The following is an 11,976-nucleotide window of genomic DNA, read 5'->3' as shown; positions in this document are numbered from 1 at the left end:
GGGGCCGCGATCGCGGCCCGCCGGGTCGCCGACGGAGAACGCGGCACACGCGTGGAGGACGCCGTCGGCGGACGTCTGCGGGACGAGGCCGCCGATCTGGCGCGGGCCGTCGACGCCATGGCCGATGCGCTCCAGAGCCGTCTGGACGCCGAACGTCGGGTGACCGCGGACATCGCCCACGAGTTGCGGACCCCGATCACCGGCCTGTCCACCGCCGCCGACCTTCTGCCGCCGGGACGCCCCTCGGAACTGGTGCGGGACCGGGCGCGCGCTCTGCGCACGTTGGTGGAAAACGTCCTGGAGGTCGCGCGTTTGGACACCGCCACCCAGCGCCCGGACCCGGCCGAGGTGGCGTTGGGCGAGTTCACCGTGCGCCGGGCCACAGGCGTGGACCCGAACGTTCGTGTCCTCGTGCGCGACGACGCCGTCGTACGCACTGATCCGCTGCGTCTGGAGCGTGTCCTGGCCAACCTGGTCGCCAACGCCCGCGCCCATGGTGCCCCGCCGGTGGAGGTGGAGGTCGACGGCCCCCGGATCACGATTCGCGACCACGGGCCAGGCTTCTCCGAGGAGTTGTTGCGCGACGGGCCCAGTCGCTTCCGCAAGGGGGGTGACGCCACGGGTGGGCACGGACTGGGGCTGACCATCGCCTTCGGCCAGGCCCGTGTGATCGGGGCCACGATCACCCTGGTCAACCTCCGGTCGGGTGGAGCACAGGTGATCGTGGACCTGGGGTCCGATGTCCAGAGGCCCACCGGCCCGTGACGGCGGGCTCCGCGCGGACCTGTGGGGGCCGGATGTCCCCCACGCGGGGGTGAGTGACGGGGTGGGTGGTGCACACCCGCCGGGCGATTCTTGACCGCCGTGCACCCGCTGGTGCACCCCCGGCAACGCGAAAGGCCCTGACCGTCGCGCGTTTGCGCTGGTCAGGGCCTTGTCGGCTCTGGGGTGAGTGACGGGACTTGAACCCGCGACTTCTTGGACCACAACCAAGTGCTCTACCGGCTGAGCTACACCCACCATGTCCGCCCGGCCTCGCGGCCTTGCGTACATCCAGAATCTTAGCGGACTCTGAGCACTGCTTCGATCAGTTTTCGGCGTTTCGGCGATCCGCGGCCTTCTCTCGGGCTGACACACCGGTGCCGCCCTCCGCTACCTCGGCCGCGATGGCGCGCGCCGTGGTGGAGCTGGGGCCTGGTTCGGGAACGAACGCGGCCGCGCGGTAATACCGCAGCTCATGGATGCTTTCGGTGATGTCGGCGAGGGCTCGGTGGCCGCCGTTCTTCTCCGGGCTCGCGTAGTACACACGCGGGTACCAGCGGCGCAGAAGCTCCTTGATGGAGGAGACGTCCACCATCCGGTAGTGCAGGAACTCGTCGATGCGTTTCATGTCACGTGCCAGGAAGGTGCGGTCCGTGGCGATCGAGTTGCCGCACAGCGGGGCCTTGCGCGGCTCCTTCACGTAACGGCGGATGTGTTCGAGGACCCGGTCCTCCGCCTCCTCCAGGGACACGCCCTTGTCCAGCTCCTCCAGAAGGCCGGAAGTGGTGTGCATGTCCCGGACGAAGTCACCCATCTGGTCCAGTGCGGCCTGCGGCGGTTTGATGACGATGTCCACACCCTCGTCGAGGATGTTCAGCTCACCGTCGGTGACCAGGCACGCCACCTCGATCAGCGCGTCGCGTTCGAGGTCGAGCCCCGTCATCTCGCAGTCGATCCACACCAGACAGTCATTCATACCGGTCAGCTTAGGCCGTGCCGGGAGTGGTGGGGATGGCGAAGGGCGGCCGGACCGGTCCGGCCGCCCTTGGTGACGGCGTTGGTCAGCTCCACACGTACTGACCGGGGAAGCCGATGTTCATGACGTCGAACATCCAGTCGTACGAACCCGAGACCTGGAGGTAGGCCAGGACGGCGACGACCAGGACGATCAGGAGGAAGGTCGTGCAGCCGCATCCGCAGCCGCCCTTCCTCTTCCGCTTCGCCTCAGGCGGAGGGTGGGGGCGCTGCGGCGGCTGACCGCGACCGTCCGAACCCTTGCGTCGTCCCCAGCGTCGGCGCCGGGGGGTGCCGGGCTGTCCCGGGGATCCCTGGGGAGGTTGACCGCCCATGGGAGGCTGGCCCGGCCCCGGCGGGGGCGGGTACGGCGTCGGTCCCTGGCGAGGGTAGCCCTGGGGCGGACGGTTCATCTGGTGCGGTGGTGGAACGGGGCCGCCCTGCGGCGGGCGGCCGGGTACGTTCTGCCCCGCGGGCGGCGGGTAGCCGGGAGGAGCGTTGTATCCGCCGGGCCGGGGAGCGTTCGGGGGCTGCTGGTATCCCGGTTGCTGCTGGTAGGGGCCGGGCTGGGGGTACCCGTAGGGCGGGGGCGGAGCACCGCGTCCCGGTCCCGGGTACGGCTGCTGGGGTGCGTTCGGGGGCTGCTGGTACCCGTGCTGGTTTGGGTGGCCGGGGTAGGGCGGCGGCTGTGTCGGGTACTGCTGGGGCGTCGCGGTCGGGTAGGCCTGCTGGGCACCGGACGGCTGGCCCGGGTAGGCCTGCTGGGGCCCCGACGGCTGGCCGGGGTAGGGCGGGTAGGGCTGTTGCTGGCCCGGGTGGCCCTGGGCTTGCTGCGGTCCCGTCGCCTGCCGTTGCGGTTGTTGGGGGCCGGAAGCGCCTTCCTGGCCGGGTTGCGGTTGTTCGGGGGGAGTCTCCTGGACCTGGCGGGGCCCTTCGGCGGCCTGCTGAGGGGGCTCACCCTCCGGAGCCCGCGCGGTGGGCGTCGCGGCCTGGGCCTGGGCGGCCTCCTCGGCTCGTTTCCGGGCCTCCGCCTCCTTGCGGGCGTGTTCCTCCTCAGCGGCCTTGCGGCGCTGTTCGCGGCGCTCCTCGCTGAGGTCGGCCCACCCGTCCTTCAGGTTGCCGAGGAACCGGTTGAACCGGCTGCCCTTGCGCGCGTCCGGCTCTCCGGCCTCGCCCGCGCCTCCGGAGAACATCGGGTCATCGGGGTCGAAGACCGCTGTGCCCGGCGTCTCCCCGATCGTGTTGGGGTCGAACACGGCGGTGCGCGGGGTGTCGTCGATCGCGTCGTCGGTGATGTTCGAGGTGGGAAGCTCGTCCTCGCTGAGGCCGGCGGTCGGCAGTTCGTCCTCGTCCGTACCCGCTCCGGGCAGGTCGGCGGGGTCGACGCGCATGGTCGCGCCCACTCCGCCGAGGTCCGCGGTCGGCTCCTCGTCCTGCTGGACACGCCCGGGCAGGTCGGCGGGGTCGACCCGTATGGTCGCGCCCATACCGCCCAGATCCGCGGTCGGCTCCTCGTCGTCTCCACCGCGCCCCGGCAGGTCCTCGGGGGCGACCCGCGTCGTGGCGTCCACTCCGCCGAGGTCCGCCGTGGGCACCTCGTCCTCGGGCTCGGCGGCGCTCCGGATCACGGAGGGGTCGATGCGTACGGTGCCGGGGTCCTCGTCCACCGGGGCCGGGGTGGCGGAGGCTCCGGGGGCGTGGACCCAGGAGGGGTCGATCCGCATCGTGCTGGGTTCGTCGTCCACCGGCGTGGGGGCGGAGGCCGGACCGAGTCGCACGGTCCCCTCGTCCTCGTCGCCGGGGGAGTCGCGTTCCCGTCCGTCCAACCGTGCTGTGGCGGCCTCATCCTCGTCCGAGGTACCGGAACCGCCCTGGAGTTCGCTCAGTGAACGGGTATGCCGCGTCCACGCGTTACCGTCCCACCATCTGAGCGTCTGCGCGTCGCCGTGCGGGTCCGCGTACCAACCCGGCTCGATAGTTCCACCCATGGCCGACAGACTAAGGGGTCGTCGCGTCGGGAGAGACCACTGGAGTCCGAATCCCTCCGCCCCCGACCACGTGGTCCCGCCATCCGGCGGTCCTCACGAGACCGCCGACGGTTGCTGGTCGGACCGACGCGGCGCCGGTGGTGACCGAAGGTCCGATTCGGCGGTGGCGGGGCCGGCGAACAGCCGGGCGCCGTCCAGCGCTCCCGGTCCGGCGGACGTCGACCCGGGTACCTGGTCGTGGCCGAAGTGGCCCCCGCGCGACCACGCGCGGACCAGCTCCTCGACCGCCGTTCCTCCCTGCCCCGGAGGGCCGGCAGGCCACCGGCGCGGGATGTCCCAGGAGTCCAACCAGGCCAGGATCGGCGACAGTCCGCACATCGGGCCGCTGGTGAAGGGCTCCTCGGACCGGGCGACCACCGCCACCGTGAGGCACACCCGACCCTCGTGCCCGTGGTCGACGTGGAGCGAGTACCGGCTCGTGCGTCCCAGCGGCATCCGGCTGCGGCGGGTGCCGGCCAACGACTGCACGACCTCACCGGTGAACGGGTTCCACACCAGGTGCACCGACCGCCCTTCCTCGACCAGCCGCAGCGCCTCCTCACGCGCCGACCACGCGTCGGGGCCGGAACCGGTCACCGTCCACACGGCCCGGGGCGCGCCGATCCCTGAGGGTCCCGGGGCGGTGCCGCCGTCGATCCTTTCGGCACCGGGCATCCACGCGTCGAACATGGCAGTTCCCCATCCGGTCGTCGTGCGTCCGGGCACCGCGCGACCGGGGCGGCGCCCGGACGGGTCCGGACCTCCACTGAGTACGCCAAGACGACGGAGAAGTCCATAGCCCCTCCTCACGCGGACAGGGTCATGTCACCTTTCGGTACCGGGTGCCCGCTACTCCTCCTCGTCCTCGGAGATGCGCAGGGAGAAGGCCTGGAGGAAGATCTCACCGATCTCGNCGGTGGCGGCGGCGATCCGCTGCAGCGGCTCCAGGTTCTGCACGTCCGGGCCGAACGCGATCGTGATGATCGGGATCGGGCGCGACGGGCTCGCCACGTCCTCGAGCTGGGACAGCAGCTCGTCCAGTTCCAGACCGCCGGGGTTGTCGTCGTCCCCGTCCGTGAGCATGAGGATGACGTTGGTCCTGTCGGGCCGGTAGGTACGCGCCATCTCCTGGTAGGCGGCCAGGTAGGTGTCGTACAACGCCGTGTCGCCCTGCGGCAGGGGGGCCAGCCCGGACAGGGCCGAGGCCAGCACCTCGCGCTGGGGGGTCCCCTCCTCGTTCGTCGCCTGGAGTTCACGGATCGGGGCGAGTTCCGAGTAGTGGAGGTTGTTGTTGACGTTGGTCGAGAACTGCCACAGCCCGAGCTCGGACGTGGGCGTGAACATCTGGAGTCCCTCGGTGGCCGCGGCGCTGGTCACCTGCATCCGGGTCATCCCGGTCCCGGGCACCTCGGCGAGCATGGATCCCGAGACGTCCACGATGGTGAGCACCCGCGAGTCCATCTTCAGCTGGTTCCAGGTGCGGATCAGCTCGGTGACCGACCCCTCCGACGGCCTGGCCAGTTCGTCGGGCGCCTCCGCGCGGAAGCCGACGTCCTCGGTCAGCACCGAGTCGTCCACCTCGCCCTCGGGGCCGCGGAAGCCGTGCTCCAGCAGGGTCGACCGGGCCTCGTCCGCGCGCACGGCGCCTCGGAACACCTCCGCGGCGCGGGTGATGTCGCCCTCCTCGCTGCGGACCACGTAGGGGTAGTCGAGGTAGTAGGTACCGCCCTCCAGGTAGCTGGCCTGGGCGGTGGCGTCCTGGTGGGCGCTGTTGTAGCGCCACACGGCTTGTTCCGACATGACCATCACGGGCGGGGCCTCCTCGGTCCCGCCGCTGAGGGCGAGGAAGGCCGCGTCCTCATCGGGCGAGGCGCCCTGGTGCAGTGCCTGGAGGGCCGCGGTCATGCGCGCGTTGTAGGTGCCTTCGTCGGGGCTGTCCTCCTCCAGGGCTCCGTTCAGCAGGTAGAGGGTGCCCAGCCCGGTCGAGCTGCGCGCGGGGTCCACCACGCGGACGGTGCGGTTGCCCTGTTCGCCGGGCGCCGCGGTGGGGATCACGTCCGTCCAGCTGCGTTGGGTGTCCTCCTCGGCGAACTCGGTGAGTTCGGCCAGGACGAGCGGGGAGCGGGCGACGGACGTGCCGGTCTCGGTGATGACGGCGTCACCGGACTGGCTCTGCACCAGGCGCGGCCACACGGACGAGTCCGGGATCCACACGTCCGAGTCGGTGTCGCCCATGGTCGCGCCCGCCCCGGTGATGCCGAAGGCGACGTTGGCGGAGTCGACCTGGCGGATGTCGGCGCGCACGCACCGTCCGTCCACGGTGTTCTCCTGGGTGTTGAAGTCCGCGGCCAGGGAGTCGAGGGCGGGGGCCAGTTCGGGGCTGACCGCGACGTCCAGCCGGATCTGCGAACCNCGCCCGCGGCGGCCAGGCCGAGCACGATCACCAGTGCGGCGGCCAGGGCGGCGAAGGCGCCGCCGCGTCCACGGCGGCGCCGTTCCCGTCTCGGGTAGGGCTCTTCTGCGTATCTTCCGCGGTGACGTCCCACAGCTTTCCTCACGGGGTGGTGTACGGACGGGGGGTTGGGGTCGGTGCCTGGTACAGGTCGGTTGCGCACGTCCGGTGCTCGGTGGGGAGACCGACCTGTGGGGTGTTACTGGTCGGAACAGTACTCGGGCCGGTCAGGCCGGGTGCGGACCACACCGGTCGGCCCGATGGGGCTGCGCGGGGAGGCGTTCGCTGTGATGGGCGTCGCGTTCCCGGTCACGCCAGGGGATTCGGACGGAGCGGTCATCGCAGGGCATCCTGAAACGGTTCGTCCGGAAAACCGATCCGATATCCAATCGCAATCGCCTCGCGTCCGTTCGGAATCGGGATCCGGTCTCGATGGTCAGTTATCGCAGTTCGGTACGCACAACCGCCGGGAGATCGAACTGAGGAAGATGTCTCCGATCTCGTCAGGATCGTCGGTCACGAACAGGGAACCGCTCGTGGCGGCCGCGATCTGGCGCAGTTCGGCCTCCTCGGACTGTGCCCCGAAGGCGATGATGAACATGCTGACCGGGCGCTGGGGGTCGAACCGGTCCTGCAGGGCCGCGACCAGCTCCGCGTGCGAGATCTCGCTCGAACCGTCGTCCCGGCCGGCGGTGAGCAGGATGACGCTGTTGATCTTGTCCTCGTGGTAGTTGTCCTGCACCTGGTCGTAGGCGTCCAGGATGTTGTCGTACAGCCGGGACTCCCCGCCGCGGACCGCGATCTCCTCCGCCACGCCGATGAGCTCCTGGCGCCTGGTGATGTCGTCGCTCCCGGCCGAGCCGCCCAGTCGGCGCATCTCGGCGGCCTCGTCCCGGCCCTGGCGCCCGTACTGGTCCGACAGCAGCCACAGGCCCATGTCGGTCTCGTCGGGGAACAGGGAGAGCCCCAGCAGGGCCGCCCGCTGGGCGACCTCCATCCGGCTGGGCCCGCCGTTGAGGTCCTGGGCCATGTTCTCGGACGTGTCGGCCAGCACCAGGGAGCGGCTGGGCATCGACAGCCGGTTCCAGTCCGTGACCGAGGCGAGCAGCGCGTCCCCCGTGAGGTCGTCGTGCGTGGTCGGCTCCTCCGGAACGTCCCAGGGCTGCGCCTCCAGAGAGCTGGGGGTGTTGCCGCCGGGGTCGCGGAAGCCGAGGTCGCGCAGGTGTTCGCGGTGCTCGTCCCCGCGCAGGACCTCGTACAGGTCGGCGGCGGCCGCCCGGAGCGCGGAGTCGTCGGTGGCGGTGACATAGGGGTAGTCGAGGCTGACCGTGCCCTCGGTGGGGTAACGGGCCGCCAGCTCCGGCGCGGAGTGCGCGCGCTCGTCGTTGTAGGAGGCGACCGCCTGCTCCGGAACCACGATCACCGGGTCGATTCGTTCTTCGGCCGCGGGGGAGCCGGTGAAGAAGGTCGCCAGGTCGATCTCGCCGAACGCGCTGTCCAGCTGCACGTCCCGGACGAAGTCGGTCATGGCGGTGTCGGCGTCGTCCCCGGTGCCCAGGTGGCGCCGGACCGCGTGCATGACGGCCATACCGTCGGCGCCGCGGTTGGGATCGACCATGACCAGGGGGCGCTCCGGTTCGCGCTCTCCGGGCAGGACCAGTGTCCAGCTGGCGTCCCCCGGCTCGGGCAGGCCCTCCGTGCCCACGGGGGCGGTCATGACCACCGGTGAACTGGCGAGCGAGGGCGGGTCCGTCTCGATGCTGTGGGTGCCGCCTTCGGACACGCGGGCGAGCTCGACCCACACCGAGGACTCGGGCACCCACACGTGGGGGGCGATGGTGGAGTCACTTCCCCGGCCACCGGACAGCGCGGTCATGATGCGGTGCGGGGCGATCTCGTCGACCTGGGCGTACACGCAGTCGTCCCCGTAGCTGGGCTCCTCGTCGTTGAATTCGGTGGCGGCCGCGCGCAGGACCGGGGCGATGCTCTGCGTCGCGGACACGCGGAGGTAGCGGACGTCGCCACAGCCGAGCGCGTTCAGCCCGATCGGGATCGCGATCGCCGCGACGGCGATGACCGCGACGGCGGCGGCGGTGAACCCCAACGGTGACCAGGCCACTCGGCGCGCGGCGGACCGGGTCGGTGCGGGGAGTCGGTGACGTCCACTGGGCAACGGGGATCTCCGGGGCGTAGTGGGGCGCGGTTCCCCGACGGTATCGCCGGAGAACCCGGTGGCAGGTGGGCCCGCGCGGCGCCGCGCTGTCGGGCGTCCGTGAGAGGACGTGAACCATCGTGCGGCGAACGGCGTCACACAAGACGAATCACAACCGACCGGCCGAATGTGACGAACGGAACTTCATCAGGACCTTACTCGCTGGTAATGGCGGAGCGAAAGTGGCCGGGCATCGATGCGGGACCGCTGTGTCCGATCGGTGGACGGAGACCTCTTTGTTACCGTGCTCTCCGCAGAAGTACTCCGACCCCACGGATAGGCTTGGGCCTCTCCCGTCCCCCGCGGCAGACCCTTTCCCTTCCGTGTCGCGGACGTCCGTGTGACCACCGACCCCCGAGGGTTATGGCATGTCCCAACAGCACCGAGACCACCGGAGCCGAGGCACGCTCGGCACCGCCCTGCTCACCGGCGCCTGCTGTGCCGGGGCACTCGCCTACGCGGTGCTCGCGGGCCCGTCGCTGTTGCCCCCGGAGGACGTGCAGGCCGCGTCGGCCATGAGCCCGGACCTGGTCGGTCCGATCGCGGAGGGTCCCCAGGAGGTCGCCGAGACCGGACCGGTCGGTCAGCTGCGTATCCAGGTCAGCGACCGCGACCGCGCGTGGGTGCAGACCCTCAACTGCACCGGCGACCTGGAGGAGGACCCCGAAGTCTGCGCCGAGCTGGCCCAGGTGGCCGCCGAACTCGGCGGTGGGACGGGAGGGGCCGGGGGGTACGGCGACGCGACCGCGCGCACGGCCACCGCCGGTGGAACCGAGGAGCTGTTCACCGAGGTGCGCGCGGGAACGGTGTGCACCGACCAGGTCTACGGTCCCCAGCGGGCCACGATCGAGGGGACCTGGGAGGGACAGGAGATCTCGACGACGCTGACCAGGGCGGGTTCCTGTGAGGAGGCGCGCTGGCAGCGCCTGCGTCCCCTGACCGAGCAGATCAGCTGAGGCGGCCCGGACGGCGTCCTCGGGGATCCCGAGCCGGAGAACTGGGATAATCGTCCTCCATGAGCGTCATCAGGGTCACCGACCCCGCCGATCCCCGTCTGGCCGACTACACCCGGTTGCGCGACGTCAACCTGCGCCGCCACCTGGAGGCCGAGCACGGGCTCTTCATGGCCGAGGGCGACAAGGTGATCCGGCGCGCGGCCGCCGCCGGGTTCGAGCCGCGCAGCTTCCTGCTGACCGAACGCCGGGCCGAGGCCCTCAACGACGTCGTCGCCGGTTCCACCGCCCCGCTCTACGTGGTCAGTGAGGAGACCGCACAGCGGCTCGTCGGCTTCGACCTGCACCGGGGCGCCCTCGCCGCCTTCCACCGCCGCTCCTTGCCCGGGCTCGACGACGTCCTCGCCGAGGCACGCACGATCGTCGTGCTGGAGGACCTGGTGGACCACACCAACGTGGGTGCGATCTTTCGCAGCGCCGCCGGACTCGGCGTCGACGCCGTGGTGCTCGCGCCCCGCTGCGCCGACCCGCTCTACCGGCGGGCGGTCAAGGTCTCGATGGGCGCGGTGTTCACCCTGCCCTACACACGGCTGGATGACTGGTACGGCGGGCTGGACACCCTCAGGGCGGCCGGTTTCCATCTCATGGCCCTCACCCCGGGGGAGGGGTCCCTGCCGCTGCGCGACGCGATGTCCGCACTCGACCCTGACGATCGGGTCGGCCTGTTGCTGGGGACCGAGGGCGACGGCCTGTCCTCGCGCTGGCTGGAGGGAGCCACCGCGCGGGTGCACATCCCGATGGCTGAGCGGGACGTCGACTCGCTCAACGTCACCGCGGCGGCCGCCATCGCCTGCTACGAACTGGCACGGTTCACCGGGTGACGTGGGCGGAGCCCACCGCCGCCGCTCCAGGGCGTGTTCGTGGGGGATGCCCTAGGGTGGCGCGTGACACGGACCTTGGGGCGTGTTCCCGGGAGCGCGTCCGAGGCGCTCGTCGGGGCGCGCCGCGGTGGAGCGGAGGGTAGTGCCACATGGGCGGCCGAGCACTTGTGCAGTGGGAGCAGAACCGGGTGAACGCCCCCGACCCATGCGGCGTGGACCTGTACACCGGCGGGGCGGCACCGGAGTCCGGTCTGGACGAGGTGACCTTCTACCAGGTGCCCTACGCGCCCTCCACCCAGGGCGTCGACGAACGGCTCGACATCATCGCGCGGATGCCCGCGCTGGAGGTCGTCCAGCTCGTGTCCGCGGGTTACGAGCACGTCCTGAGCCTGCTCCCCGACCACGTGACGCTGTGCAACGGGCGCGGTCTGCACGACGCCAGCACCGCCGAGCACGCCCTCGCGCTGATCCTCGCCGCCCAGCGCGACCTGCCGCGGTGGGCCCTCGACCAGCACGATCACCGTTGGGGCGCAGCGCCGCTGCGGTCGCTGGCGGACTCGCGCGTGATGATCGTCGGCTACGGCAGCATCGGCAAGGCGGTGGAGAGCCGCCTGCTGCCCTTCGAGACCGAGGTCGTGCGTGTGGCCAGCCGGGCCCGTCCCGACGAGCGCGTGCACGGTGTCGACGAACTGCGCTCCCTCCTGCCGGGGGTGGACGTCGTCGTCCTGGTCACACCGCTCACCGAGAGCACGCGGGGCCTGTTCGGCGCCCGGGAGTTCGCCCTGCTGCGGGACGACGCGCTCGTGGTCAACGTGGGCCGCGGCCCGGTCCTGGACACGGCGGCGCTGCTGGCGGAGAACGGACGTGTCCGGGCCGCCCTGGACGTCACCGACCCGGAGCCCCCTCCGGCCGACCACCCGCTGTGGGAGGCGCCGGGGGTGTTCCTCACGCCGCACGTCGCGGGCGGGTCGGCCGCCTTCTACCCACGTGCCCGCGCGTTCATGGACCAGCAGCTCGCCCGCTGGGCCGCGGGTGAGCCGCTCGAGAACGTGGTCCGGCCGGGACGCTGACACCTCGGTCCGCGCCGGCTTTCGCCGTGTCGGGCCCGCCCCCCGTTCACCGGCCGCCCTGCGGGGAACCGGTGGGATATCCATGGCTTTTATTGCTCTTTGGGGGTTTTGTCGGTGTCAGCGGCCACAGTGGAACCATGCGGATAGCGGTGGTCGCCGACGGCGAGGGCGGTGGCTGGCTCCAGGAACTGGAACCGGTCCCCGGCCCGGTCCGCCGCGTCCCCGATCTCGCCGACGCCGTTCGGCGGGCGGAGAACGAGCGACCCGAACCCCCGCGCTGGGTCTGGTCGGCCAGCGAGGACGTCTATCCGGACCTGGTCGGATCCGGTGTGCGCGTCGCGCGCTGCCACGACGTCGCCCTGACCGAGGCGCTCCTGCTCGGATACCACGCGCGCCACGGTGAGGCACACTCCCTGGGCGCGGCCTGGGCCCGGTTGCACGACCTTCCCGTGCCCGACGACCCGGTCCGCCCCCTCGGCGAGGGCGCCGCCGCGCAGCCCGCCCTGTTCGAGGCCGACCGGTCCACGCTGCCCCCGGGAACCGACCGGCTGGCAGCCCTGGCCGAGGTCCACGACGACCAGCTGCGCCGTATCGCGGAGCTACCG

General features: G+C 71.6%; 8 protein-coding genes, 1 tRNA gene and 2 pseudogenes. 5 read left to right on the top strand and 6 right to left on the bottom strand.

All coding sequences use genetic code 11. The features are described 5' to 3' along the window. Positions 1 to 765: HAMP domain-containing sensor histidine kinase (locus D471_RS34025; protein ID WP_017598815.1), on the top strand; the 765-nt coding region annotated here is incomplete at its 5' end. Between the two features lie 179 nt (positions 766 to 944). Here D471_RS34025 and D471_RS0111835 read toward each other — a convergent pair. The 6 genes and pseudogenes from D471_RS0111835 to D471_RS0111810 form a co-directional block, all read right to left on the bottom strand. After that, a tRNA-His gene (locus D471_RS0111835) sits at positions 945 to 1,020 on the bottom strand. A 67-nt stretch (positions 1,021 to 1,087) separates the two neighbouring features. Further along, on the bottom strand, positions 1,088 to 1,738 hold the full coding sequence (orn, locus tag D471_RS0111830) for an oligoribonuclease (protein WP_026127636.1): 651 nt from the start codon (positions 1,736 to 1,738) through the stop codon (positions 1,088 to 1,090). Between the two features lie 85 nt (positions 1,739 to 1,823). Beyond that, positions 1,824 to 3,764, bottom strand: a complete 1,941-nt coding sequence (locus D471_RS41745) for a DUF2510 domain-containing protein (RefSeq protein ID WP_152486281.1) — start codon at positions 3,762 to 3,764, stop codon at positions 1,824 to 1,826. 93 nt (positions 3,765 to 3,857) lie between these two features. Further along, entirely contained in the window at positions 3,858 to 4,493 is a 636-nt protein-coding gene (locus tag D471_RS0111820; protein ID WP_017598813.1) for a hypothetical protein, read from the bottom strand. 159 nt (positions 4,494 to 4,652) lie between these two features. Continuing rightward, positions 4,653 to 6,349, bottom strand: a pseudogene (locus tag D471_RS34020) (substrate-binding domain-containing protein). A 342-nt stretch (positions 6,350 to 6,691) separates the two neighbouring features. Next, positions 6,692 to 8,428: a substrate-binding domain-containing protein gene (locus D471_RS0111810; protein WP_026127634.1), complete on the bottom strand. Its 1,737-nt coding sequence runs from the start codon at positions 8,426 to 8,428 to the stop codon at positions 6,692 to 6,694. 407 nt (positions 8,429 to 8,835) lie between these two features. Here D471_RS0111810 and D471_RS0111805 point away from each other — a divergent pair, with 407 nt between their 5' ends. The 4 genes and pseudogenes from D471_RS0111805 to D471_RS34015 form a co-directional block, all read left to right on the top strand. Beyond that, positions 8,836 to 9,423 (top strand): hypothetical protein, encoded by a 588-nt coding sequence (locus tag D471_RS0111805; RefSeq protein ID WP_017598810.1) that lies wholly within the window; start codon positions 8,836 to 8,838, stop codon positions 9,421 to 9,423. 59 nt (positions 9,424 to 9,482) lie between these two features. Further along, positions 9,483 to 10,301: a TrmH family RNA methyltransferase gene (locus tag D471_RS0111800; protein ID WP_017598809.1), complete on the top strand. Its 819-nt coding sequence runs from the start codon at positions 9,483 to 9,485 to the stop codon at positions 10,299 to 10,301. 149 nt (positions 10,302 to 10,450) lie between these two features. Further along, on the top strand, positions 10,451 to 11,371 hold the full coding sequence (locus D471_RS0111795) for a 2-hydroxyacid dehydrogenase (protein ID WP_026127633.1): 921 nt from the start codon (positions 10,451 to 10,453) through the stop codon (positions 11,369 to 11,371). Positions 11,372 to 11,508: 137 nt separating this feature from the next. After that, positions 11,509 to 11,976 (top strand): annotated as a pseudogene (locus D471_RS34015) (bifunctional 3'-5' exonuclease/DNA polymerase); the annotation flags it as partial.

Source organism: Nocardiopsis lucentensis DSM 44048, assembly GCF_000341125.1.
Lineage (GTDB): Bacteria > Actinomycetota > Actinomycetes > Streptosporangiales > Streptosporangiaceae > Nocardiopsis > Nocardiopsis lucentensis.
The sequence above is the reverse complement of the archived record's forward strand: the minus strand, read 5'-3'. Positions and strand labels throughout refer to the sequence as shown.

What these genes read in the sequence shown, in the direction of transcription:
- orn (WP_026127636.1), bottom strand. Translation starts at nt 1,738, where the DNA reads ATGAATGACTGTCTGGTGTGGATCGACTGCGAGATGACGGGGCTCGAC.
- D471_RS41745 (WP_152486281.1), bottom strand. Translation starts at nt 3,764, where the DNA reads ATGGGTGGAACTATCGAGCCGGGTTGGTACGCGGACCCGCACGGCGAC.
- D471_RS0111820 (WP_017598813.1), bottom strand. Translation starts at nt 4,493, where the DNA reads ATGTTCGACGCGTGGATGCCCGGTGCCGAAAGGATCGACGGCGGCACC.
- D471_RS0111805 (WP_017598810.1), top strand. Translation starts at nt 8,836, where the DNA reads ATGTCCCAACAGCACCGAGACCACCGGAGCCGAGGCACGCTCGGCACC.
- D471_RS0111800 (WP_017598809.1), top strand. Translation starts at nt 9,483, where the DNA reads ATGAGCGTCATCAGGGTCACCGACCCCGCCGATCCCCGTCTGGCCGAC.
- D471_RS0111795 (WP_026127633.1), top strand. Translation starts at nt 10,451, where the DNA reads ATGGGCGGCCGAGCACTTGTGCAGTGGGAGCAGAACCGGGTGAACGCC.